16 protein-coding genes are annotated in these 23,261 nt (G+C 69.5%); 7 read left to right on the plus strand and 9 right to left on the minus strand.

The features are described from left to right. Nucleotides 1-28: 28 nt before the first annotated feature. Entirely contained in the window at nt 29-6,196 is a 6,168-nt protein-coding gene (locus HTY53_RS08300; protein ID WP_174106106.1) for an alpha-2-macroglobulin family protein, read from the minus strand. A gap of 288 nt (nt 6,197-6,484) precedes the next feature. Then, the gene (locus HTY53_RS08305; RefSeq protein WP_174106019.1) at nt 6,485-6,958 is read right to left on the minus strand and encodes an Lrp/AsnC family transcriptional regulator; all 474 of its coding nucleotides are present in this window, start codon (nt 6,956-6,958) and stop codon (nt 6,485-6,487) included. Nucleotides 6,959-7,154: 196 nt separating this feature from the next. On the opposite strand from HTY53_RS08305, the gene phhA reads away from it, so the two are divergent. The 4 genes from phhA (at nt 7,155) to HTY53_RS08325 (ending at nt 11,206) form a co-directional block, all read left to right on the plus strand. Further along, nucleotides 7,155-8,102, plus strand: coding sequence for a phenylalanine 4-monooxygenase (phhA, locus tag HTY53_RS08310; protein WP_174106107.1), 948 nt, complete (start codon nt 7,155-7,157; stop codon nt 8,100-8,102). Between the two features lie 109 nt (nt 8,103-8,211). Next, entirely contained in the window at nt 8,212-8,529 is a 318-nt protein-coding gene (locus tag HTY53_RS08315; protein WP_174106020.1) for a 4a-hydroxytetrahydrobiopterin dehydratase, read from the plus strand. 219 nt (nt 8,530-8,748) lie between these two features. Then, entirely contained in the window at nt 8,749-9,453 is a 705-nt protein-coding gene (locus HTY53_RS08320) for a response regulator transcription factor (RefSeq protein ID WP_174106021.1), read from the plus strand. 34 nt (nt 9,454-9,487) lie between these two features. Further along, nucleotides 9,488-11,206 (plus strand): sensor histidine kinase, encoded by a 1,719-nt coding sequence (locus HTY53_RS08325; protein ID WP_174106108.1) that lies wholly within the window; start codon nt 9,488-9,490, stop codon nt 11,204-11,206. A 76-nt stretch (nt 11,207-11,282) separates the two neighbouring features. Here HTY53_RS08325 and HTY53_RS08330 read toward each other — a convergent pair whose 3' ends face one another. Next, nucleotides 11,283-11,843: an SET domain-containing protein gene (locus HTY53_RS08330; protein ID WP_174106022.1), complete on the minus strand. Its 561-nt coding sequence runs from the start codon at nt 11,841-11,843 to the stop codon at nt 11,283-11,285. Between the two features lie 1,186 nt (nt 11,844-13,029). Between HTY53_RS08330 and HTY53_RS08335 the strand changes: the two genes are divergently transcribed. Beyond that, entirely contained in the window at nt 13,030-13,308 is a 279-nt protein-coding gene (locus HTY53_RS08335) for an HU family DNA-binding protein (protein ID WP_006579334.1), read from the plus strand. Nucleotides 13,309-13,604: 296 nt separating this feature from the next. Then, nucleotides 13,605-14,651 (plus strand): DUF2272 domain-containing protein, encoded by a 1,047-nt coding sequence (locus HTY53_RS08340; protein WP_174106023.1) that lies wholly within the window; start codon nt 13,605-13,607, stop codon nt 14,649-14,651. Nucleotides 14,652-14,703: 52 nt separating this feature from the next. Here the strand turns inward: HTY53_RS08340 and dinB are convergent, their stop codons facing one another. The 3 genes from dinB to HTY53_RS08355 form a co-directional block, all read right to left on the minus strand. Beyond that, nucleotides 14,704-15,855, minus strand: a complete 1,152-nt coding sequence (gene dinB / locus HTY53_RS08345; protein WP_174106024.1) for a DNA polymerase IV — start codon at nt 15,853-15,855, stop codon at nt 14,704-14,706. Nucleotides 15,856-16,056: 201 nt separating this feature from the next. Then, nucleotides 16,057-16,947, minus strand: coding sequence for an EamA family transporter RarD (gene rarD / locus HTY53_RS08350; RefSeq protein ID WP_174106025.1), 891 nt, complete (start codon nt 16,945-16,947; stop codon nt 16,057-16,059). An 87-nt stretch (nt 16,948-17,034) separates the two neighbouring features. Further along, complete coding sequence (locus HTY53_RS08355) at nt 17,035-18,180, minus strand: TRAP transporter substrate-binding protein (protein ID WP_174106026.1); 1,146 nt, start codon at nt 18,178-18,180, stop codon at nt 17,035-17,037. Between the two features lie 700 nt (nt 18,181-18,880). Here HTY53_RS08355 and HTY53_RS08360 point away from each other — a divergent pair. Further along, nucleotides 18,881-20,431 (plus strand): carbohydrate porin, encoded by a 1,551-nt coding sequence (locus tag HTY53_RS08360; protein WP_438820937.1) that lies wholly within the window; start codon nt 18,881-18,883, stop codon nt 20,429-20,431. Here HTY53_RS08360 and HTY53_RS08365 read toward each other — a convergent pair. The 3 genes from HTY53_RS08365 to HTY53_RS08375 form a co-directional block, all read right to left on the minus strand. After that, nucleotides 20,415-21,212, minus strand: a complete 798-nt coding sequence (locus tag HTY53_RS08365; RefSeq protein ID WP_368040947.1) for an aquaporin — start codon at nt 21,210-21,212, stop codon at nt 20,415-20,417. The genes HTY53_RS08360 and HTY53_RS08365 overlap by 17 nt on opposite strands. A gap of 286 nt (nt 21,213-21,498) precedes the next feature. Continuing rightward, nucleotides 21,499-22,638: a WD40/YVTN/BNR-like repeat-containing protein gene (locus HTY53_RS08370; protein ID WP_174106029.1), complete on the minus strand. Its 1,140-nt coding sequence runs from the start codon at nt 22,636-22,638 to the stop codon at nt 21,499-21,501. A 133-nt stretch (nt 22,639-22,771) separates the two neighbouring features. Further along, a complete protein-coding gene (locus tag HTY53_RS08375) occupies nt 22,772-23,041 on the minus strand; it encodes a MoaD/ThiS family protein (protein ID WP_006579802.1) in 270 nt (89 codons plus the stop codon). Nucleotides 23,042-23,261: the final 220 nt, after the last annotated feature.

A 23,261-nucleotide genomic window follows, 5' to 3' on the forward strand; every position in this document is an offset into this window, starting at 1 on the left:
GTCCAGCCGCGCCGTTCGAGGACATCGCTCACGGACGCGGCCCCACGGTCAGGCGCGCATTGGGCGCCGCGCCGAATACCTCGGGCGCGTACATCGCCTCGACCCGCGTCGGCGGCAGCGCGAACTCGCCCGCGTTGTTGAGCCGCACCGTGTACTCGACGGTCGCCGTGCCCTTGGGCAGGTGGGCGTAGTACTCGCGATAGGCCTGCGGCGTGCGTTCGCTGAAGGCCGGCCAGGCGCCGGTGCGGCGCTCGCCGCGGGTGGCGATCTGCGAATCGCGGCCCAGGCCGCTGCCGAGGATCGTGGCGCCCGCCGGCACCGGGTCGCTGACCACTACCCAGGTCATGTCGGCCTGCGCGTCGATCTCCAGCCTGACGCGATAGATGTCGCCGCGCGTCCAGCGTCCCGGCGTGGCCTGCTCGACCGCGCTGACGCTGCGGCGGATGCGGTAGCCGGCGGCGATCGGCTCGGCCAGCGGCACCGCGGCCAGCGCGCGTACCGTCGCCCACGGCCGGCCGGCGCCTTCGTGCTGCAGCTGCAGCGTAGCGGGCGCGGCGGACGGGCTCGGCTGAGGCGACTGTGGAGGCTGCACGGGCCACGGCAGCATCAGCGCGCCCGCCGCCACGCCGTCCTTGCCCGCCGCGGCCGTGCGCCATTCGAAGCTGCGCGAGGCGTCGCCCAGCGTCACGCGCGTGGCGCCAGCGACCGGCTCGCGCTCGAAGGCCTGCGCAAAGCGGCGCACCGCCAGCACGCCCCAGGCATTGGCATTGGTGGTGCTCCAGGCGCCGGCGGACTGGCGGCCCAGCAGACCGCTGGCCAGCCGCGGCGCGTCCTCGCGCCAGTCCGGCAGTTCCAGCGCCAGCGTCAGCAGCCGGGCGGCGTTGATGTCGCCGCCCGCCATCAGCCACCACCAGTGGTCGTCGCGCTCGGTCGAGAACGCCAGCCGGGTGCCCTGCAGATCGAGCCGCGCGCGCAGCAGCCGCTGCGCCTCGGCCAGCCGCGCCTCGCGCTGCGGCACATCGGGCAGGCGTTGCAGCAGCGCGGTCCAGTCGAGCAGCGCCGAGGTGGGCCACTGCTGCGGCGCGATCTGGATCGATCCCAGCATGCGGGCCTGCGCCTTGCCACTGCGCGACAGCGCCTCCAGCGCGGCCAGCTTGCGGACCTCCAGGTCCGCGGTCGGCGCCCACGGGCGACGCTGCAGCCGGCCCTCGACGAAGGCGGCCAGCGCCTGCTCCATCCGCTCGCGCGCCTGCGCCGGCAGCGGGAGCGGCAGCCCGGCACGATTCGCCTCGTCGGTCAGCGCCAGCAGGTAGGCGGTCAGCACCTCGCTGCCGCCGTCGCGCGCCGCCTCGCCCTGCATCGGGAAATAGGCCACCAGCCCGTCGTCGTCCTGATAGGCCGGCAGCTGCGCCATCAGCGCCTGCCAGAGCGCGGCATCGCCCAGGCCCACGGCCTTCGACGCGCGCTGCTCCAGGCAGGTATACGGATAGCGCGTGAACCAGTCGCGCACGCCGGGCAGCCCGCCGGCCAGCGACGACTGCAAGCCGATCTGCAGACCGCCGCGCGGCGTGCCGGAGGGATCGCGCAGTGCGGTCGCGGGCGCCCGCACCGGCACCGACAGCGACGGGGCCAGCTGGGCCAGCGTGCCCTGCTGCACCGTCAGCGGTACCGCCGCGGCCAGCCGCTGGACGATGCGGATGCGGTCCGACGCGGGGCCGTCGTCGATACCCGTACCTCCCGTGCCACCCGTGCCGCCGCCCTTGCCCGTTTCGGCCGCCGCGATCTCCCACTGCAGCTCGCTCTCGGTGGCCGTGGTCTGCCCGCTCGCCTGCGCAATCAACGGCGCGACCACGTCCCAGCCGATCTCGCGCGCGTGTCCCGGCGGAATCGATACGGTCTGCGTGGGCAGCGCTGCGGTACCGGGGTCGGCGGCCGGATTGGAAGACGCGGCGCCGGTGGCAGCACTGGCGGCGGCGCCAGTGGCAGCCCCAGCGGCAGCGCCACCTCCGGCACCCGTGCCGGCCGGCACACTGCGCGCGATGACCTCGACCGTCATCGCCCGTGAGGTGGTATTGCGCAGCGTAAACATCGCGCGGTAGCGGTCGCCCTCGCGCACCAGCGGCGGCAAACCCGAGATCAGCTGCAGATCCTGCGTCGCCGCCACGGTCGCGCTGCCGGTGCCGAAGCGGGCCACGCCAAGATCGGCGATGGCGACGATGCGAAAGCGCGTCAGCGAATCGTTCAGCGGCACCGTCAGCGCGGCCTTGCCGGCCGCGTCGAGCTGCACGCGCGGATTCCACAGCAGCAGCGTGTCGAACAGTTCGCGGGTCGGATTCTTGCCGCCGCCGCCACCGGCCGGCACCGCCTTGCGCCCGTAGTGACGCCGCCCGACGATCTCCATCTGCGCGGTCGCGGTCTCGACCCCGTAGCTGCGCCGCTGCAGCATCGCCTCGAGCAGGTTCCAGCTGGTATTGGGCATCAGTTCGAGCAGCGCCTCGTCGACCGCCGCCAGCGCGACCTCGCCGTTGGCGGCCGGCTTGCCGTCGGGCAGCGTGACCTGCACCGTCACCTTCGCCTGGCCGCGCACCGGGTAGCTGGCGCGGTCGGTGGCGACCTTGACGTCGAGCCGGTGCGCCTCGTTGCCGACCCGGATCTCGGCGAGACCGAGCCGGAACGCCGGCCTGGACAGATCGACCAGCGGCGTCGGCGCGACGTATTCGCGTCCCTCGCTGCGGAAGGCCCGCCACCATTCGCGCGGTTCGCGCCAGCCCCAGGTGAAGAACGAATACCAGGGCACCTCGTGCAGCCGCCCGCGCAGCGCCAGCACCGACACGTAGACGTTCGGCCCCCATTCCGGCTTGATCTTGACGCTGACGGTCGGATCCTTGCCGGCCAGCGTCACCACGCTGGTCTCGAGAATGCCCTCGCGCTCGACGGCGACCAGCGCGGTGGCCTGGCGGAACGGCATCCGCACCTGAAAGCGTGCGGTATCGCCGGGGGCATACGACGGCCGCTCCGGCAGCAGGTCGATGCGGTCGTGGTTCTCGCCGCCAAACCAAAGCTCACCCTGACCGGTGACCCAGACGCTGGTGGCCGCTTCCGAGATACGGCCGGCATCGTCGCGGGCACGCGCGATCAGTTCCACCTCGCCGGCTTGTTCCAGCGTCACCGCGCACCGCATGCGCCCGCGCGCATCGGTCTTCGCCTCGCAGACCTTGCCCAGTTCGCGCACCTCGGTGCGGTTGTCGTAGCGATAGAAGCCGCCAACCACGCGCTTGCGCGCGGAGCTCGTGATCCGAGCGCGCGCATGCACCTCCATCGGCACGCCGGCGCGCGGCTTGCCGTCGATATCGAGCGCGATGCCCTGCACCGTCGCCTGCCGCTTGACCGCGACCCAGTCGTCGGCACGAATGCCGGCGACCACGGCGGCCGGCCATAGCGGCAGCGTCTGCCGCAACGTCTGGATCTCGCCATTGGGATCGGCGAACGCGGCTTCGACCAGCAGATCGCGTGGGGCGGTGACCGCCGGCAGCGTGTCGAGCGTCAACCGGCCGCCGCCATTGGCGTCCAGCGTCAGCGCGCGCTTGTCGGCGATCAGCGTCTGGCCGTCCGGCGCAGCGGCCCGATCCTGCTCCTCGACCTCGTCCGACTCGTCCCGCTGCTCGTCGGCTGCGCGCGGCGCGGCGAAGCTGTAGCCGTCGGCATCGGCAAAGCGCGGCATGCGCTCGCGCAGCAGCGCGGACACGTGCACCGGCAAACCCGCCGCGGCGCCGCCGGACACGTAATGCACCTCGACATCGAGCGGCAGCGACTTGGGCGCGACCAGCGCCTGTGCGCCGCCGGCCGTCGCCGCGCGTACCGTACCCGTCAGCACCGGCAGGCGGAAGGCCTCGACGCGGAAGGCGCCGCTGTCGTAACTGCGCTGGCGGGCATCGGCGAGCTCGACCGTGTAGCGGCCGAGCCTGGCGGCCGGCGGCAACGCGAAGCGGCTGTCGGCGCTGCGTCCGCCCGAGGCGGTGGTGCGCCATTGCAGCGGCTGCTCGTAGGTCTGGCCGCTGCCCTCGTGGCGGATCACCAGCTTGTTCGGCAACTGTCCGGACTCCCCGGCGCCGCTCGGGGGCAGCGCGAGGCCGTTCGAGGTCTCGACGCGCAAATAGTGCTTCATCGAGACGGTCTCGCCGGCCGACAGCAGCGTGCGGTCGAACACGGTATGCGCGCGCATGGTCGGCGTCGGGCTGGTGTCGGTCGGCACATGGAAGCGCCAGCTTTCGATGCCGCGGTTCCAGTCCGACATCACGAACGCCATGTCGGCCTGGCCGCGCGCCTGGGGATGCGCGGCGACGATGCGCGCCGAGACGAAGTAGCCCGACAGGCCGGTGTCTTCGCAATAGCGGCTGGCACCGCTGCCGCCATCCCCGCCGCTGTCTTCGCCACCGTCGCCGAGCCGGCCGAAGCGCGCGATGCCCGCCGCGTCGGTGCGGCCGCTGGCGATCAGCTTGCCGCTGCAGTCGCGTACCGCAACGTTGGCCTCGCGCACCGGCTTGCCGCCATCGAGCGTGGTGACCCAGACCATCGCGTTGTCGCGCCCGGCCTTGAAGTGCACGCCCAGATTGGTGACCAGTGCTGCGGTACGGACATACATCGGCGCGGGCTTCCCGAGCAGCGCGGCGCCCAGGTCGGGCGAGGCGATCTCGACCACATGAAAGCCGGCTTCGGGCAGCGGAATGCCGACCACCTCGAACGGCCGGCTGGCGCCTTCGCCCACCGAGGCCGGCACGGCAAGCTGGCGCACGCCCGGCACGCCGGCCAGCAGCGAGACGGCGCGGGTCTGCACCTGCGGCGCATTGCGCGGGATGCGCGCGGCCGACGGCGGCTTGCCGGCCAGGATCGCGTCGAGCTCGGCGCGGGTCCAGCTGGTCTCGTGCATGCGCCGCACCAGTGCCAGCCAGCGCAGCACGGCGGCATCGTCGTCGACCCGTACCCGGCTGACGGTGCCGGCCTCGGCGCGCACGCCGAGCACTTTGAGTTCACGCTCGACATAGCGCAGCGTGACCGGCAGCAGCGGCGGGTAATCCGTCGCCTTGTCGGTCGCCTTGTCGGTCGGCTTGTCGGTCGGCTTGCCGGACTTCGGCACCTCGCCGAAGCGCTCGATCACGCCGAACGGTGCCGCGGCGAACTTGGCCAGCGGCGGCATACGCGCGGTGGCGATCGCCAGCGGGAACAGGTCGGCGTTGCCCAGCGCACGGCCGGTCTCGTCCTTCAGGCCGGACGGCAACTCCAGCGTCATCTTCGCGTTCTCGGCGAAGGGCGGCTCGAAACGCAGCGAGGTGACCGTGGCATCGGCGGCCAGGTTCGCCTCCAGCTTCGGCGCCACCGGTCCCGTCGGCGTGCGCAGCACCACGGATTCGGCCGCGCGGCGCGCGATCGGCGCGGAGAACTCCAGCGTGATCGGCCGCAGCGGCGTGCAGGGCGCCTGCGCGTTCTCGCGCTCGCAGCTGAAGCTGGCGGTAAACGGCTCGCGCACCTGATAGTCGAAGCGCCGCCCTTCGCGGCTCGCGATGCCGGAGGGCGTGGCGATGCCCGGCTCGAGGATCAGCTGCATCTTCGCGCCGGCCGGCAGCCGCTGCTGGCAGGCCAGCAGATGGATGGTGTCGGGCCCGCGCGGTTTCCAGCGCAGCGCGGCCAGCACCGCGTCGCGGTCGGCGCCGGACACCAGCCGCACCGGGATACGCTCGCCGAGACCCTGCGCCTGACACCAGGCATGGTCGCGCAGCGAGGCCGGCGTAGCCGGGCCATTGAAGCGCAGCGCGAAGATCTGGTCCTCCTCGATCTCGCCGCCGCCGGGCCGGCTGGACACGACGATCGGTCCGCCGGTCTGGAAGCGATATTCGGGCTTGCCGCGATAGGCCTGGCCGGCCTGGCTCTTCAGGGCCGACTGCAGCCGGATCGTGCAGGACACGCCCGGCGGCAGGTCGTGCGCGAAGTCGAACACCCAGTTGCGCTCGTCGATCCAGCGGCCCTCGCCGCGCAGATCGGCGGGCGCGGCACCGGTGCACTGCACCGCAGCCGGCGCCGCGGCGCGCAGATCGCCCAGCGGCACCATCGGCTGATCGAAGCGCAGCGCGACCTGGCGGACTTTGGACACCTGGCCTTCCGGCGATACGCGGGCAAGCTGGGCGGCCAGCGCCGCGTCCATGGCGAGCGCGGCAAGCGCGAACAGGCCGGCCCCGATGCCGGCGGCAAACCCGCGCGAGCCTGTCCGGCTGCCACCGCCGTCATGGGCCGCTGCCACCCGATTCTCCGCCCTACCCCGCACGCCTTCCCCGCCAAAGCCCGTGGCCCGGTCTCGCATCTCGTCCCTCTCCGCATGGTCGGCTCCGCCTTGGTGCATCAGCGGGCACCTGGCGAGAGTGACATGCGAGCCGTCTGCGCGCAAGACAGCGCGCAGGACAGCACGCAGGACAGCACGCAATACGATGCCCGCTCAGCGCAGATGCGACAGCGGCAGGGCCCCTTCGCGCTTGAGCGCGGTCAGCACGATGTTGGAACGCACGCTCTCGACGCCGGGCACGCGCATCAGCTTGCGCATGGTGAAATCGGCCAGTGCCGGCAGGTCCGTGACGACGATGCGCAGCAGATAGTCCGCCTCGCCGGCGACCGAGTAGCACTCCTGCACTTCTTCGAGCAGCAGGATCTCCTCCTTGAAGCGTTCGATCGCGGTGTCGCCGTGGTGGGCCAGCTTGACGCTGGTGAAGACCAGCACGCCCAGGCCGAGCGCGGGGGGCGACAACACCACCCGGTAACCGGCGATCACGCCGTCGGCCTCGAGCCGGGCGATGCGCCGGCCGACCTGGCTGGGCGACAGGTGGACCTGCTCGGCCAGTTGCTGGTGCGTGCTGCGGCCGTCGGCCTGCAAGGCGGCCAGCAGGGCCAGATCGAAGTTGTCGAGGCTCAGCATACAAAGATCCTGCATCGGTTTTGCGTTTGATGCAGATTACCCGCATCGGAACGGCAATCCAAGCCGTTTTTGCGGGCTCCTTGCAGCGCCATCTCGGTAGACTTTGCAGAAATCCCGCATGTGCAATCGACCGCGTGCAGCAATACCGCAAACGACACCGGGCATGGCCCGCACCGAATCGCCGGAGACAAGCCAGATGGAAGCGATCCTCGACCAGACCCCTGACCAGGAAGACGCGGGAAGCCCCGCCTTCACCGGCACGCTGACCGACAAGCTGAAGGAACAGTTCGAAGCGGGGCTGCTGTCCGACCCGGATCTGAACCCTGACTTCACCATCGCGCAGCCGCTGCACCGCTACACCGAGGCGGACCACGCCGTCTGGCGCCAGCTGTACGCGCGCCAGGCCTCGATGCTGCGCGGCCGGGTCTGCGACGAGTTCCTGCGCGGGCTCGACACGCTGGGCATGGACGCCGACCGGGTGCCCGACTTCGCGCGCCTGAACGACAAGCTGATGGCCGCGACCGGCTGGCAGGTGGTGGCGGTGCCAGGCCTGGTGCCCGACGAGGTGTTCTTCGAGCATCTGGCCAACCGGCGCTTTCCGGCCAGCTGGTGGATGCGCAAGCCCGAGCAACTCGATTACCTGCAGGAGCCGGACTGCTTCCACGACGTGTTCGGCCATGTGCCGCTGCTGATCAACCCGGTCTTCGCCGACTACATGCAGGCCTACGGCCAGGGCGGCCTGAAGGCGGCCGGCATGGGCGCGCTCGACATGCTGGCGCGGCTGTACTGGTACACCGTCGAATTCGGCCTGATCCGCACGCCCGACGGCCTGCGCATCTACGGCGCCGGCATCGTCTCGAGCCAGGGCGAGTCGATCTACAGCCTGGACTCGGCCAGCCCGAATCGGATCGGCTTCGACGTCCGCCGGATCATGCGCACCCGCTACCGCATCGACACCTTCCAGAAGACCTATTTCGTGATCGACAGCTTCGAACAGCTGTTCGACGCGACCCGTCCGGACTTCACGCCGCTGTACGCCGAACTGCGCCAACAGCCGACGCTGGGCGCGGGCGACGTCGCCGACGGCGATCTGGTGCTGCAGGTGGGCAATCGCGAGGGCTGGAGCGACAGCGACGATATCTGAAGCCGCCGCGCGCCGGTCTTTATGAAACAATGCCGGCGTGTCCGACCGCAATGGTCGGGCAGGCCGGCTCTGCCTTGTTCCGATTCCCCACTTTACGGGCCTTGCCATCATGACCTCACCCGCTCTTTCCCCGCTGTCCGAACAGGAACGCGCGCCGCTGCTGGCGTCGCTGCCCGGCTGGACCGCGGTCGCCGATCGCGATGCGATCCACAAGCGCTTCACCTTCGCCGACTTCAACGCCGCCTTTGCCTTCATGACGCGCGTGGCGATGCAGGCCGAGAAGGCCGACCACCATCCCGAATGGTTCAACGTCTACAACCGCGTGGACATCACGCTGTCGACCCATGACGCGAACGGCCTGACCCAGCGCGATATCGACCTGGCCCGCTTTATCGAGCAGGCCGCCGCCACGCTGGCCAGGCGCTGAACCACCGGCGTACGGCAACGCCCATCAGGCGTAGCGGATAGCGATGTCCTCGGGGCCGGACCCGGCCCCTGATCGCAAGCCAATCGAAAGGAAGCCCCGCGCCATGCGGGGTACAATCGGCGGCCAAGGCGGGCGCCCGGCACCCGAAGCGCGACGTCAAGCGCGCTCCCCCCGGCGCTCCCCGCTGCATTCCTGCCGACCCAGCCGAACCTTTCGCCCATGCGCATCCTGTTGATCGAAGACGACCGCCAGATCGCCAGCGGCGTCGAAGCCGGCCTGTTCCAGGCGGGCCACCAGGTGCGCGTCGTCCATGACGGGGTCTATGCCACCGAGCATCTGCTCAAGGAGCAGCACGACCTGGTGATCCTCGACCTGGGCCTGCCCGGCATCGACGGCATGACCCTGCTGTCGCGCTACCGCGCGCGCAACCGCACCACCCCGGTGCTGATCCTGACCGCGCGCGACGAACTCGAAGACAAGCTGTCGGGCCTGAACGCCGGCGCCGACGACTATCTGGTCAAACCGTTTGCCTTTCCCGAGCTGGAAGCGCGCGTGCGCGTGCTGCTGCGCCGCAGCCAGCATGGCGAGGCCGCGCCCGACCGCGACGTGCGGCTGGGCCGGCTGCGGCTGTCGGGCAGCGACCGACGCATGTTCCTCGACGGCAAGCCGCTGGAACTGTCGCCGCGCGAGTTCGCGGTGCTCGAGCTGCTGCTGCAGCGGCAGGGGCGCGTGGTCAGCAAGGCCCAGCTGCAGGATCATCTGGCCACTTTCGCCCATCCGGCCGGCGATGGGGGCGACACCGTCGGCGATACCGCGATCGAAGTCTATGTCCATCGCGTGCGCAAGAAGCTCGAGGACAGCGACGTCGAGATCGTGACGGTGCGCGGCTTCGGCTACCTGCTGCAAAGCCGCGGCCAGAGCTAGCGCGAGGCCCGGCGTGCGGCGGCTCCAGGCGCCTCTGCGCAGCGCGCGCGGCGAGGGCCCATCCGGCGGCCACGGCGGCCACGGCAGCCCGGGCAGTGCCGGCGGCACCGGGGGGAGCGGCGGCAGCGGCGGCGCCCAGCAGGTGCGGCTGGCCTCGACCCAGAGCCTGCGCGTCCATCTGCTGCGTGCGCTGGCCACGCCGCTGTTCGCGCTGGTGCTCGCCAGCGGCTCGCTGTCCTACTGGCTCGCGGCGCACTACACCACACAGGTATTCGACCGCGCGCTGTACGGCGTGGCCAACAATATCGCGCAGCAGATCCGCATCGCCGGTCCCCGGCTCGAACACGATATCCCCGCGATCGCGCAGACCCTGGTCGAGGCCGAGGGCAGCGACCGCATCTACTGGCGGATCCACGGACCCGACGGACTGATCGGCGGCATGGATACCTGGCTGGGCTACGGCACCGGCCAGACCACGCTGCACGACGCGCGGCTGTTCTATGCCTGGTTCAGCGGCCGCCAGGTGCGCGCGGTCCGGCTGCCGGTGCATCTGGATCCGGTGCAGACGGCGCCGGCCGACGGCGACATCGACGCCGCCGCGGACATGGCCGATATGGCCGACAGCGTGGCCAGCCAGGTGCCAAACGGCGCGGCCAGCGCACCGCAGGCCGCCGGCGTCCCGTCGCGCGGCCCGATCGTGGTCGAAGTGGCCGAGCTGCTGGACCGGCGCGAGACCGCCGCCAACGAGATCCTGCTGTCGGTGTCGGTGCCGCTGATCCTGCTGCTGCTGGTCGGCAGCCTGATCCTGTCGCACGTGCTGAAGGAAGAGCTGGTACCGCTGCAGATCCTGACCGACAAGCTGAACCGGCAGACCGCGCGCTCGCTGGCCTCGCTGGACGAGACGCAGGTGCCGGCCGAGGTCGAGCCGCTGATCCGCGCGCTCAACGCGCTGCTGGCGCGGCTGCGCGACGCGCTCGACGCCCAGCGCAAGTTCATCGCCGATGCCGCCCATCAGCTGCGCACCCCGCTGACGGCGGTCAAGCTGCATGCCGACCGTGCAGTCGAGGCGGAGAACCCGGAGGTGGCCCGGCACGCGCTGCGCGAGCTGCAGTCGGCGGCGGACCGCGCGGTGCGGCTGTCCAATCAGCTGCTGTCGCTGGCGCGCGCCGAGCCCGGCCTGTCGCTGGAGCGGCTCGGGCCCATCGAGCATTTCGATCTGGCCACGCTGGCCTTCGAGACCGGCGCCGAGTGGGTGCCGCAGGCGCTGGCGCGCCATATCGACCTGGGCTTCGAAACGCTGCCGGGGCCGACCTTCACCGGGGCCGCGCCGTCGATGGTGCGCGGCAACCGGCTGCTGCTGCGCGAGGCGCTGAACAACCTGATCGACAACGCGGTCAAGTACGTGCCGCCCGGCGGCCGCATCACGGTGCGCGCCGGTGGCGAGGCGATCGGCCATCGCGGCATGGCGGTGGTGATGGTCGAGGACAACGGGCCCGGCATTGCGCCGGCCCGGCGCGAGGAAGTGTTCAAGCGCTTTTTCCGCGGCGACCATGTTCCCGGCCGCAGTCCCGAGGCCACGCCGGGCGGCGCCGGACTGGGCCTGGCGATCGTGCACGAGATCATCAGCCTGCATCACGGCAGCATCAGCATCGAGGACGTCCCGGATACCGAGGGGCAGCGCAGCGACGGCCAGTCGCGCGCCAGCATGCGCTTCGTGATCCGGATCCCCTGCGAGGCGCCGGGCGCGGGCTAGCGCAACCGGGGCAAGCCGTTCCGCTGTCTACCGTTCGGCGCCGACCGTTCGGCGCCGACCTTGGAGCGCCGACCTTTCAGCGCTTGCCTTTCGGCGCCAGCATGGTGCCGCGGCAGTTCGGGCTGCCGCAGCGGCACTCGAACTCCTTCTTCAACTTCTTCGTGTAGCGGGCGTCGATCACCAGCCCGTAGTCGTAGAACAGCTCCTCGCCCGCCTCGATGTCGCGCAGCGCGTGGATGAACACGCGGCCCTTCTTCTCGCGCGCCTCGCAGTTCGGTTCGCAGGCATGGTTGATCCAGCGCGAACGGTTGCCGCCGTACTTGGCGTCGAGCACGTCGCCGCCCTCCAGGCTGAAATAGAACGTGTGGTTCGGATCGTCGGGATCGTGCGGATGGCGCTCCAGCGCGGTCTCCCACGAGATCCGCTCGCCCTTGTATTCGATGATCCGTTCGCCCGCGGCGATCGGCGCGATCGCATAGACCCCCTTGCCGTGCACGCCGGACTGGCGGACCTCGATGCGGTCCTTGGCGGTCTTCGGCTTCTTGTCCTTGTCGGCCTTCTCCGCCCTGGCGCCCTTCGCTGCCTTGTCGATCTTCTCCCCCTTGCTGTCCTGTTTGCGCTTCGACTGTTCGGCCATATCCATCCTGTTTACCGTCGTTCGGTCTGTCTGCTGGTCCTGTGCTGATCGTGTGCCCCTGGCCGCGGCTTGCCGGCCAGGCGATGCGGGATGATACCCGCGCCGCGTGACGGTGCGTGACGGCACGTGCCGCGGCGTATACCTGATGCCCGGTCGGCAAGGGCGCCCAAGGGCGCCAACCGGTAAACGCCGGAACGTGCAAGAAGCGGTCCATCAAGCGCGGGACGTATACCCCGCGAAGACCGGCGTTCGTCGCCTCCCGCTGTGGACAACCGGGCCTTCTTCTGTGGATAAGCACGCGGAATTGATGTGGGCCGCCTGGGGTTGGCATGGGGATGCCTCAGGCATAAGTCCTAGCACTGTTGGCGGGTCCCTCCACCAAACGGTGGAGTCATCCACCAGCCCCGGGATTTCGTCCCGATGGTTCTGCATTCGGTAAACCCTTGATGCGTTTGGCGTTTACCGACTTGTCCACAGAAAGGGGAAGGGTTTACCTACTACTACTATCCGTATACATCAAAAGAACTATTTAAACCAAAGGGATGACGACCCGCCATCGGCAGCGAAGGGAAAACGGCAGGACGAGGTAAACCGGCAGACCATGTGTACCTCGATCGGGACGGTATACGTCGATCGAAACACCGGAAGCGTGCTTCGATCGGCCGCGCGTATGCGTATACCGCTGTCGCGTCAACCGGGCAGCCGATGGGTCGCCCGAAGGCAAACGCCGGGTATACGCGCGAACCTTCCAGCCTGACTGCCGACAAACGAGGTGCGTATACGTTCGGAACGTTCGGAAGCATCCCGTTCGGATGCATCCGGGACCGCCCCCGAACGTCCCCGAGCGCCCCGGAAAGCGCCAACAGCGCCTGAGAGCCTCTCAGAGCCCGGTTAACGCCCTGGACGGCACATGGCACGTCCCGGGCAGTCCGGTGGCGTCAGACGGCGTATACGGCCTCGTATACGGCCTCGTATACGGCCTCGTATAGCGCCCGTAAACCGTCCCGCCCCCCGTTCCAACCCCCGCGGGCCTTGTCCAGCCAAGGCTTGCTGTAACAATGTCGCGCGGGGACCGGTTGGCGTGACACGGTATGATGTGGCCCGCAGCGCCTTTTCCGGGGCCACGTCCGGCACACCGGGCGGGCGGGAAGGCAATGTGTTTTTTCAACTCGATACGGAGTGAAGCATGACGAAAACCGAACTGATCGACGCGATCGCCGCGGGTGTGGATGGTCTGACCAAGGCCAAGGCCGAACAGGCGCTGAACGTGACCCTGAATGCCATCATGGACGCCGTCGCCAAGGGCGACACCCTGAGCCTGATCGGCTTTGGCACGTTCAGCCAGGGCGAGCGTGGCGAGCGCATGGCCCGCAACCCGCGTACCGGCGAAGAGATCAAGGTCGAAGCCGCCAAGACGGTCAAGTTCAAGGCCGGCCAGAAGTTCAAGGACGCCGTCAATCAGTAAGCTGTCGGGCGGTACCGACCAGCCCGGTTCTGCATGGTCCCGCCGTGCCGCCGCCAGTCGCCGCAAGGCGAGCGTGGGGCACTGGGCGGGAAATGTTATCCACAACGAAGCCGCAGGGCTTTTCCCCGTTTTTCCACCGGCATCGGCCCCTGGGCCGTGCGGCGCCCGACGCGGTGCCGCGAAGGCTCGCGCGGCATGCCGGTTCCGCGTTCTTTCCCGCGTTTTTTCCAGCATTTCACGGGCCTTTCCGCGCCATTGCGCGTCCGTTCTTCGTCGCCGCCCGCCGTTTTCAGGTCATGTCGATGCGCGCCTTGCCACCCGGATTTCCACAGCGTTATTCACATCGTTTCTCACATGATTTTCCACAGCGTCCGGCAGGTTTACCGGGACGTGCGTTGACCGCGTTGCGCGACCGCTTTGCGGCGCTGTCCGGCGTCGCGGTCGCCTGCCTGTTGACCGCCTGTGCGACGCAGCCGCCCTCGGCGCCACCGTCGCCGCCGCCGACCGCGCGGCCACAGGCGACTGCGTTGCCGCAGGCCCAGGCGCAACCGCCGGCGCCGATGCCGGGTGCGACGCCGCGCCAGCGCATCGTGCAGATCGCGCTGCAGGAATGGCAGCGCTGGGGCGGCCAGACCATCCGCATCGGGCGCGACGACACGGCCTGCGTGATCAGCAGTCCGCTGCCAGTGCCGCCCCCGGCTTTGCCCGACAGCATCGAAGAGATCATTCAGAACGGATCGTTGCAGGCCTCATCGGCCGACACCGACGAGAGCTTCGGCACCACCGCCGCGCCCGGTTGCGCCGGTTTTCCCGACGGCACCGGCATGGAGGCGACCCCGCAGGGTTGCGCGCTCGCGCAGCGCTATTGGGCAATCGTCGGCAAGGAGGTCGATTGCCAGCAGATCACCGAGGGACGGTGGGCCTGGTCGGCGGTGTTCATTTCGTGGGTGTTGCGCCAGGCCGGGCTGAACGAGCGCCAGTTTCTGACCGGGCAATCGCATTCGATGTATGTGGTGGACGCGCGCGACGGCGTCCTGCCTGCGCCGGCCTTCCGGCTTCAGCCGCTGCCTGCCATGCCGCGGCCGGGCGACATCCTGTGCGCCGGACGGGGCCGCGACAAATACCTGACGAGCGTGGACGAGATCGGCTTCGGCACCACGCCGATGCACTGCGATATCGTGGTCGAGGTCGACGCCACCGCCCGCGTGGTCAAGACCATCGGCGGCAATCTGCAGCAGTCGGTGTCGATGGAGCTGATCGAACTGGGCGACTCCGGCCTGGTGGACGGCTTCACCAATTCGCATGCGCCCTGGCTGGTGCTGATGCGCAACCAGTTGCCGTAAGGCAGTTGCCCCCAAGGCGCGCAAGGCGGGCTGGCGGGACGGACCGGTGACGTCAGGCGCCTTCGCTCCAGTCCCGCTCGGCGCCCTCGCCCTCCTCCTCGCCGTCGTCGCAATCTGCGCCGACATCCGCCAGATCCCGGAACAGATCCAGCTGCGCGGTATCCGGATCGCTGGTCGCCACGCCCACGCCCAGCAGCCGTACCGGCAGCCCCCGCCGCGCATGGCCCGCGGCCAGCAGCCGCGCGTAGACGGCACGGTCCGGCATCTGCCCGCGGCATTCGACCGTGGTCTGGCGGAAATCCGAGAAGCGCAGCTTGACCGTGAGCTTGTGGATCAGGTGCTGGGCACCGGCGCGCGCGATGCGGGCCTCCAGCTGCGCGATCAGCGGTTCGAGCTCGGCCAGGCACGCTGGCAGATCGGGCAGATCGTCGGCATAGGTTTCCTCGACGCTGATCGACTTGCGCTCGCGCTCGGGCGACACCCGCCGCTCGTCGATGCCGCGGCACAGGTTGTAGAGGCGCCCGCCGAAGCTGCCGAAGTGTCGATGAAACAGGTCCGGCGTCCAGGCCCGCAGATCCGCGCACGTTTTCACGCCGAGGCGGTTGAGCTTGGCCGCGGTGACACGGCCGACGCCGTGGATGCGCTCGACCGGCAAGGCCGCGACGAAGGCGTCGACCGCTTCGGGCCGCACCACGAACAGCCCGTCGGGCTTGTTCCAGTCGCTGGCGATCTTGGCGATGAACTTGCTGGGGCCGACGCCGGCCGAGACCGTGACGCCGACCTCCTCGCGCACGCGCCGGCGGATCTCCTCGGCGATGCGCGTCGCGCTGCCCTGGTGCCGGCGGCAATCGCTGACGTCCAGATAGGCCTCGTCCAGCGACAGCGGCTCGACCAGCTCGGTGTATTCGCGGTAGATGCCGAAGATCCGGCGCGACGCTTCCTTGTACTTGTCCATCGCCGGCCGCAGGATCAGCAGCTCGGGACAGCGCTTGACCGCCTGCGCCGACGACATCGCCGAGCGCACGCCATAGGCGCGCGCCTCGTAGTTGCAGGTCGCGATCACGCCGCGCCGGTCCGGCAAGCCGCCGACCGCCATCGGCCGGCCGCGCAGCGACGGGTCGTCGCGCATCTCGACCGAGGCGTAGAAGGCATCGCAGTCGCAATGAATGATCTTGCGCAGCGACGGGACCGACGGGCTGGACATGGGCGTTCGGTTATTCGTGCCACCAATCAAACGCGGCAGCCAGATCGCCGCTGACATCCGTTGCATCGATGAAAGCGCGATGTCCGGCCCAGCATGCCGGGATTGCCGACCTTTGGCGGCACCCCTTCAACCGGCAAAATCATGGTGCCGACGAATGATGATGCTGTTCTGATAAATCGTTTCATCGATGCCGTCGATGGTTCAGTCCACCGCTACTGCGGGCGGTCGGCGCCGCGACATCCAGAAACCTTCCAGCGCATAGAGGGCCAGCGACACCCAGATCATCGCGTAGCCCAGCTGCTTGTCGGCGGGGAACGGCTCGTGATACAGCCAGACGCCCAGCAGCAGCTGCAGCGTCGGACCGGTGTACTGCAGCAGGCCAAGCAGCGACAGCGGGATGCGGCGCGCCGCCGCGGCAAAGAACAGCAGCGGCACCGCGGTGACCGGCCCGGCCATCGCCACCAGGAACTGCACGCCCGGGCTCGCATCGGGGAAGCCGGCCTGGCCGGTCGAGAACATCCAGCCCAGCGCGGCGATGGCGAACGGGAACAGCAGCAGCGTTTCGAGCGACAGCCCTTCGAGCGTACCCAGTGCGGCGGTCTTGCGCAGCAGCCCATAGCCGCCGAAGGTGGCCGCCAGCGCCAGCGCAATCCAGGGCAGATGGCCGGCCGCAAAGGTCAGCCATCCCACGCCGGCCCCGGCCAGTGCGATCGAGGCCCATTGCGCCGGCCGCAATCGCTCGCGCAGAAATACCACGCCGAGCAGCACGCTGAACAGCGGATTGATGAAGTAGCCCAGGCTCGCATCGACCACGCGGTCGTTGGACACGGCCCAGATATAGAGGAACCAGTTGCCGCACAGCAGCGCCGCGCTGGCGACGAAGCCGAGCAGCAGGCGGCGATCGGACCAGACCGTGCGCAGCCAGCCCCAGTGCCGGCGGATCGCGAGGATGGCGCCGAGGAAGACCAGCGACCACACCATCCGGTGCAGCAGGATCTCGAGGGGCGCGATGCCGTGAAGGGACTTGATGTACAGGGGCAGCAGGCCCCAGATGATGTACGCCAGCAGGGCGTAGAGTATGCCGGTCTGCATCGGAGAATCCTCTCAGAAGCCGAGGATTCTACCGGTGCGGACCGAGCCTTGCAGGCAGCGTGAAGCGGCCCGCGGCGCCTGCAGGGTTTACAGCTTGCGGGCGAAGCTGAACTGCGCGAAGGCCTGCTCGGCGACGTTGAACCAGGCGGCCTGGTTGTTGCGGAACACGCGCCAGTCGTCAAAGATCTTCTTGAACGACGGGTTCTTGCCGCTTTCCTCGGCGTAGGCGTCCTGGGTCGCCTTGAAGCACGCCTCCATGATCTCGCGCGAGAACGGGCGCAGCTTGACGCCGTTCTCCAGCAGGCGCGCCAGCGCTTGCGGGTTGACGGTGTCGTACTTGGCCATCATCGTGGTGTGCGCTTCGAAGGTCGCCGTCTCCAGCGCGCGCTTGTACAGCGCCGGCAGCTTTTCGAACTCGGTGGCCGAGGCGTAGAACGACAGCTGCGCGCTGCCTTCCCACCAGCCCGGGTAGTAGTAGAACGGCGCGACCTTGTAGAAGCCCAGCTTCTCGTCGTCATACGGGCCGACCCATTCGGCGGCGTCGATGGTGCCCTTCTCCAGCGCCGGGTAGATGTCGCCGCCGGCGATCTGCTGCGGCACCACGCCCAGGCGCGACAGCACCACGCCGGCGAAACCGGCGACGCGGTACTTCAGGCCCTGCAGGTCGGCGACGGTGCGGATTTCCTTGCGGAACCAGCCGCCCATCTGCGCGTTGGTGTTGCCGCCCAGGAAGTTGACGACGTTGTATTCCTTGAAGAACTCGCGCATCAGCTTCATGCCGTTGCCCTGCACCATCCACGCGTTCTGCTGGCGCGCGGTCAGGCCGAACGGAATCGTGGTGTCGAAGCACAGCGTCGGGTTCTTGCCGAAGTAGTAGTAGCCGGCGGTGTGGCCGATCTGCACGGTGTTGTTCTGCACAGCGTCGAGCACCTGCAGACCCGGCACGATTTCGCCGGCGGCGAACACCTTGATGTTGAACTTGCCGTCGGTCAGTTCCTTGACCCGGTTGGACAGCGTCTCGGCGCCGCCGTAGATGGTGTCGAGCGACTTCGGAAAGCTCGACGCCAGGCGCCATTCGACGGCCGGATTGCTGCCGACCACGGCAGGCGCGGCGGGCGTTCCGGGCGCGCTGGCCGGCGCCGGGGCGGCGGCCTGCTCTTGCTTGCCGCAGGCGGCCAGGGCACCGGTGGCGGCCACGGCCGACGCTTTCAACAGAAAGGAACGACGTTCCATCGACTACTCTCCTCGTTTTCGAATTTTGATCCGGCCGAAGGCAGAGCGTGCGTCGACGCCAGCGCTGGCCGGGAAGGCGCGGCAGGCCGTGGTACGGCAGCGCGCAACAACGGGCCTGTTACCGGCGCACCCGCCGACGTGGCAGTTCGCGCCGATAACAGGCCCGGATTCACCCCTTTGATCGCCCGCTCATACCCGTTCCAGCAGGCTGATCGATTATAGCGGTGCCCAATTCGGCACGGGGCCGCGCCAGGCTCCGGGTTTTCGCTAGGAAAGTGCGGTATGACGCGCCTTGGCGGGGCCATCGTCGTCGACCGCCATCGACCGTTGGTGGCGCAGGCATCCGTCGCCGAACGCACGCTGCCGCCACCTTGCCGTCACCTGCAGTGCACAGGCGATGGATTTTGTAACCGCTCTTGCTGTCCAATCAGCCCGACTGATAAAACCGTCGGTCCGGCACGGCCGAGCCCAGGGGGCTCGCCGTTGCGCACCGTTGCCGTCCTGTTGTCACCGCATGTCGTTGTCCGCGTCGTCTTCCTCTCGCCGTCGTTTGCCGAACCGGTCCGCCCGTTCGTCCGTACTGCCGCGTCCGCGCTGGCTGTATCTGGCCGCACTGGGGGCATGGGGCATCGCCGCCTGCGCGCAGACGCCGGCGGCGCCGGAGCCGATCGCGCCGCCGGTGCTGGCGCCGGCCGCCGAGGTGCCCGCGGTGGTGCAGCTGTCGACCTGGCCCGCCAATGCACCGTCGAACCGGCCGGCGCCCGCTGTCCCGCCGGCCGACGCCGCGGATCCGCTCGCCGGCCTGCTGCAGCGGGAAGCGCAAGCCGCCCCGACCACTGCACCGACCACTGCACCGACCACCGCATCGGACGCCGCTGCCACCGAAACGCTGAACCTGCCCCCCGCCGATACCCCGGAACAGACTGCGCTGGCCGAACTCGACCCGGGCCTGGTCGGCCCGCCGGAGCCGCTGCCGCCGGCACCGCCGCCGGTGGTGCTGTTCCCGAACCGGCTGGGCGAATTCATGCCCGAGTTCGTGCCCGACACGCGGGCCTTGGCGGGCGGCGATGCGGCGACGCCCGGCGATGCCCCGCCGGTGTTCGCCTCCAACCTGCCGAGCACCGAGCCGGCCGAGGAGAGCGTCTGGAGCCTGTCCTACAGCGGGCGCGCCGCCTACGAGGACAACTCCCATGCGATGCGCGCCTGCCCGGGCGGCAGCCTGTCGACCGGCATCGGCCTGGGCGTGGCCTGCCAGAGCAGCGGCGAGGTCAAGCTGCGCGAGCAGCTGTATACGCTCGACGGCGGCGGCGCGATCGAGGTGGTCGCCCAGGCGCGCGGCACCAACACCACCACCATCGACGGGCGCCCTGCCCCGGTCGACCCGTACCAGCTGATCCCGCAGTTCTATACCGCGGTCAAGGGCATCGCCGCGCTCGACGGCGCGACCATGTGGGCCGGGCGGCGCGATACGTCGCCGTTCCTGATGTCGTCGGGCCTGCTGCCGCCGACCTCCAGCGCGCTGCGTTTCGGCGTCGACGACGCCAAGCTCGCCGGCGTCGGCCTGAGCTACCAGTACACCGCGCGCAACGACACCAATGGGCAGCATCTGCCCAGCTATCACTCGGTGCGCACCGCGCCGATCGGCGTCAACGACAAGGGCACGCTGCAGTTGGGCTTTACGCGTGTCGAGGCGGACGCGCTGGCCGATGCCGCCGGCAACGCCTGGTGGGCGTCGGCGATGCACGAGCAGAAGGGCGTGCTGGCCGGCACCAACCGCTTCGGCCTGCAATACGGCACCGGCAGCCGCACCGCGATGACCGGCTACTCCGGCATGGGCGACACGCTGTCGCGCGTGCGGGTGGCCGAATCGATGGAATGGAAGGGCCGCGCGGGCCTGATCGGCTCAGTCGAATCGAGCCTGCAATACGATCGCTCGGCGCTGGGCACGCTGCAATGGATGACCACGCGGGTACGCCCGGCTTACGCGCCGACCGAGCGCTTTCGGCTGAGTTTCGAGGTCGCGCACGACCAGATCTCGTCGGGCTTCGGCGTCAGCGGGCAGCGTACCGCCTTGACGGTGGCGCCGACGCTGACGTTCGGCAAGGCCGCCGGCAACGCCAATCTGCGCGCCTTCTATACCTACAGCCGCGCCAGCGACGTCGACGGCATCAGCTTCGCGCCGCCGGCCGATGCGTGGGCGTCGCAGGCCACGGGTTCGATCTTCGGGATCCAGCTCAATCGGCGCTGGTAGGGGCAGCGCTGTTGGTGCGGCCGCTGGTAGTCCCGCCTTCGGCGCTTCCTGCAGCGAGGCCGATACTGGTCGGCGCCGCGCTCTCGCCCGGTGCCTGCCGCAGCAGCCAATGGAACAGCAGCGTCGCCGTCAGCGCACCGGCGCATTGCGCCAGCATGAAGCCCGGCACATCGATCGCGCGGATGCCGGTGAACGTCGCCGTCAGCGCGCACGCCAGAGTCAGCGCCGGATTGGCGAACGAGGTCGAGGCGGTGAACCAGTAGCCCGCGCCGATATAGCCGGCCACCGCGAACGGCAGCAGCGCGGGCCGGGCGCGCGCGGTGCCCATCGCCACGCCGATCAGGCCGAAGGTCGCCAGGAATTCGCTCCACCACAGTGGCGCGCCGGTGCGCACCTGAGCCGACCATGCCAGCAGCGGCTCGCCGAACATCAGATGGACCGCGATCACGCCGGCGACTGCGCCCAGCGCCTGCGCGGCGACATAGCGCAGCGCCTCGCGTGCCGGCAGCATGCCGCGCAGCCAGGCCGACAGCGTGACCGCCGGATTCAGATGGCCTCCGGAAATGCCGCCGAAGGTCAGCAGCAGCGCGGCGAGGCCCGCGCCGCTCGCGAGAGAGTTGGCGAGCAGGGCGAGCGCGACATTGCCGGCCGCAAGCCGCTCGGCACGCAGCCCCGAGCCGATCACCACTGCGATCAGCAGCGCCGTGCCCAGGGCCTCGGCGACCAGCCGGCGCGCCAGCGGGACGGGCGCTTCAGGACCGGCGGCGGCGTGAGTTCCCACGTGAATTTCGGCGTGATCTTCGGCGCGAATTTCGGCGCGAATTTCGGCGCGAATTTTGGCGTGAGGACGGCGGATGGACATCGAACGGAGGCGAAGGTGGACACGGATCCGTGCACGGCTTCTTGCTGGTGCTGATGCTGCTGTTGATGCTGCTGCCCGGCGCGGAGCGCGCAGTGTTCCGTCCGCCCCGCGCGCCGTCAATGCGCGCCGGCGCAGTTGTGTCCTGACTCGCGGTATCGAATGCGCCGCGCGGCAGTACTTGCGCGGCGCGCGTCCGTGCGGCCCGCTAGCCGAAGCGCACGCAATAGACCGGCGGCAGATGCGCCGACACGCAGGTCCAGCGTTCGCCGCCGTTCTCCGACACCCACAGCCCGCCGGTAGTCGAGCCCATCGCCAGCCGTTCGCCGCTGTCGTCGACCGCCAGGCCGTGCCGATAGATCAGGTCGTAGGCCGGCGGCGGCGGCAGGCCTTCACTGAAGACCTCGAAGCTGCGGCCGCCGTCGCGCGTGCGGGACACCACGAGCTTGCCGTCGACCGGCACGCGGCATTCGTCCTTGGTCGCGGGCACGAACCACGCGGTCTCGGGATCGCGCGGATGCACCGCGACCGCGAAGCCGAACTTCGATGGCTTGCCTTCGATGCGCCGCCAGCTGGCGCCGCCGTCCTCGGAGCGGAAGATGCCGTCGTGATGCTGCACCCACAGCGCATCGGGGCGGGCCGGGCATTGCACCATGTAGTGCGGGTCCTGGATATTGGGATCCTCACTGCGCTCGGGCGGCATATAGCCCGCCTTCATGCCGCGCGTGGTGGCTTCCCAGCTGTCGCCGCCGTTGCGGGTTTGCCAGACGCCGCCGCACGAGATCGCGATCGACACATGGCGGCTGTCGCGCGGATCGACGCAGATCGAATGGATGCCCGGATAGTCGTAGCCGCCGCCGAACCATTCGGCGCGCTCGGGACGGTCCCACATCGGCCGGTTCAACGCCCAGCTGGCGCCGCGATCGTCCGAGCGGAACAGGCCGCCGGGGATGGTGCCGGCCCACAACACGCCGGGCTCGTCGGCACCGCCCGCCTCCAGCACCCACAGCTGCTGCAGCGACCAGGGCACCGGCCTGGGCGCGTCGGGGTCGGCCGGCGCGTTGGCTGCGGCATTGGCCAGCGCCGCGGTCTGCTCTTCCGGCTGCGGCGGATAGACCGGCACCGCGCAAGCGGCCCACTCGGACTCGCCGCGCGCGCGGCGCCACAGCTTGACGCCGAAGTGGCCCAGATTCAGGGCGGCATAGAGCGTGCCATCGCGCGGGTCGGACAACACCATGTTGACGGGCTCGCCGAGAAAATGCGCCTGGGTTTGCTGCCATTGCCCCTGCGGCTGGCGTTCGATCTCGAACAGGCCCTTGCGTGTGGCCACGAGAAGTCGGTCGTTCATCGTTCAGGTCTCCTGGTATCGATTGGCCGCCGGTCGCGTGGCCGTCGGCGCGTTGGCTGTCGAAGCGTGAAACGTCCAAGCGCGACATGCCGATGCATTGACCGCTCCCGGTGTCCCGCTCCCCCGCTGTCTGCTATCCGCCGGAAAGCGCCTGCACCACGTAGACCTTGCTGTCCTCGCGCAACGCATCGCTGAGCCGTTGCCGGTCGCGGATCATGGTGCCGTCGATAAAGACGGTCACATGCCGGCGCAACTGGTTCTGGTCATCGAGGATGTAGCCGCGCAGTTCCGGCTGTTCGGCGAACACCGCATCGAGCGCGGCGCGCACGGAGGCCGCGGGCAGGTGGCGGTCAGGGGTGGGGACATGGCGCTGGATCGCCGGCGCAAAGGTGATATGGGCCATGGTGCAGCGATGGTAAGAACCGCAAAAAACGGTCACTACAGTGTAGGCGCTCGGCGCTGCGCGAGAAGGGAGGAATGCGGGGAATGCGGGGGGATTTGCGGGCGGATGAATGTGGACACATCGATGTGGACGCCCCGATGTGGACACCGGCGATGTGGACACCGGCGATGTGGACACCGGCGATGTGGACGGGCCCCGTCAGAACCGGCGTCTTTGCCGC

This window comes from Cupriavidus gilardii, from assembly GCF_013314895.1.
GTDB classification, from domain to species: Bacteria; Pseudomonadota; Gammaproteobacteria; order Burkholderiales; family Burkholderiaceae; genus Cupriavidus; species Cupriavidus gilardii_C.

Excerpts from the sequence above, each read along its gene's own strand:
- HTY53_RS08355 (WP_174106026.1), bottom strand. The coding sequence starts at position 18,180 with ATGGAACGTCGTTCCTTTCTGTTGAAAGCGTCGGCCGTGGCCGCCACC.
- HTY53_RS08370 (WP_174106029.1), bottom strand. The coding sequence starts at position 22,638 with ATGAACGACCGACTTCTCGTGGCCACACGCAAGGGCCTGTTCGAGATC.
- HTY53_RS08300 (WP_174106106.1), bottom strand. The coding sequence starts at position 6,196 with ATGGACGCGGCGCTGGCCGCCCAGCTTGCCCGCGTATCGCCGGAAGGC.
- HTY53_RS08320 (WP_174106021.1), top strand. The coding sequence starts at position 8,749 with ATGCGCATCCTGTTGATCGAAGACGACCGCCAGATCGCCAGCGGCGTC.
- dinB (WP_174106024.1), bottom strand. The coding sequence starts at position 15,855 with ATGTCCAGCCCGTCGGTCCCGTCGCTGCGCAAGATCATTCATTGCGAC.
- HTY53_RS08315 (WP_174106020.1), top strand. The coding sequence starts at position 8,212 with ATGACCTCACCCGCTCTTTCCCCGCTGTCCGAACAGGAACGCGCGCCG.
- HTY53_RS08305 (WP_174106019.1), bottom strand. The coding sequence starts at position 6,958 with ATGCTGAGCCTCGACAACTTCGATCTGGCCCTGCTGGCCGCCTTGCAG.
- HTY53_RS08335 (WP_006579334.1), top strand. The coding sequence starts at position 13,030 with ATGACGAAAACCGAACTGATCGACGCGATCGCCGCGGGTGTGGATGGT.
- HTY53_RS08340 (WP_174106023.1), top strand. The coding sequence starts at position 13,605 with ATGTCGATGCGCGCCTTGCCACCCGGATTTCCACAGCGTTATTCACAT.
- HTY53_RS08375 (WP_006579802.1), bottom strand. The coding sequence starts at position 23,041 with ATGGCCCATATCACCTTTGCGCCGGCGATCCAGCGCCATGTCCCCACC.
- phhA (WP_174106107.1), top strand. The coding sequence starts at position 7,155 with ATGGAAGCGATCCTCGACCAGACCCCTGACCAGGAAGACGCGGGAAGC.
- HTY53_RS08330 (WP_174106022.1), bottom strand. The coding sequence starts at position 11,843 with ATGGCCGAACAGTCGAAGCGCAAACAGGACAGCAAGGGGGAGAAGATC.
- rarD (WP_174106025.1), bottom strand. The coding sequence starts at position 16,947 with ATGCAGACCGGCATACTCTACGCCCTGCTGGCGTACATCATCTGGGGC.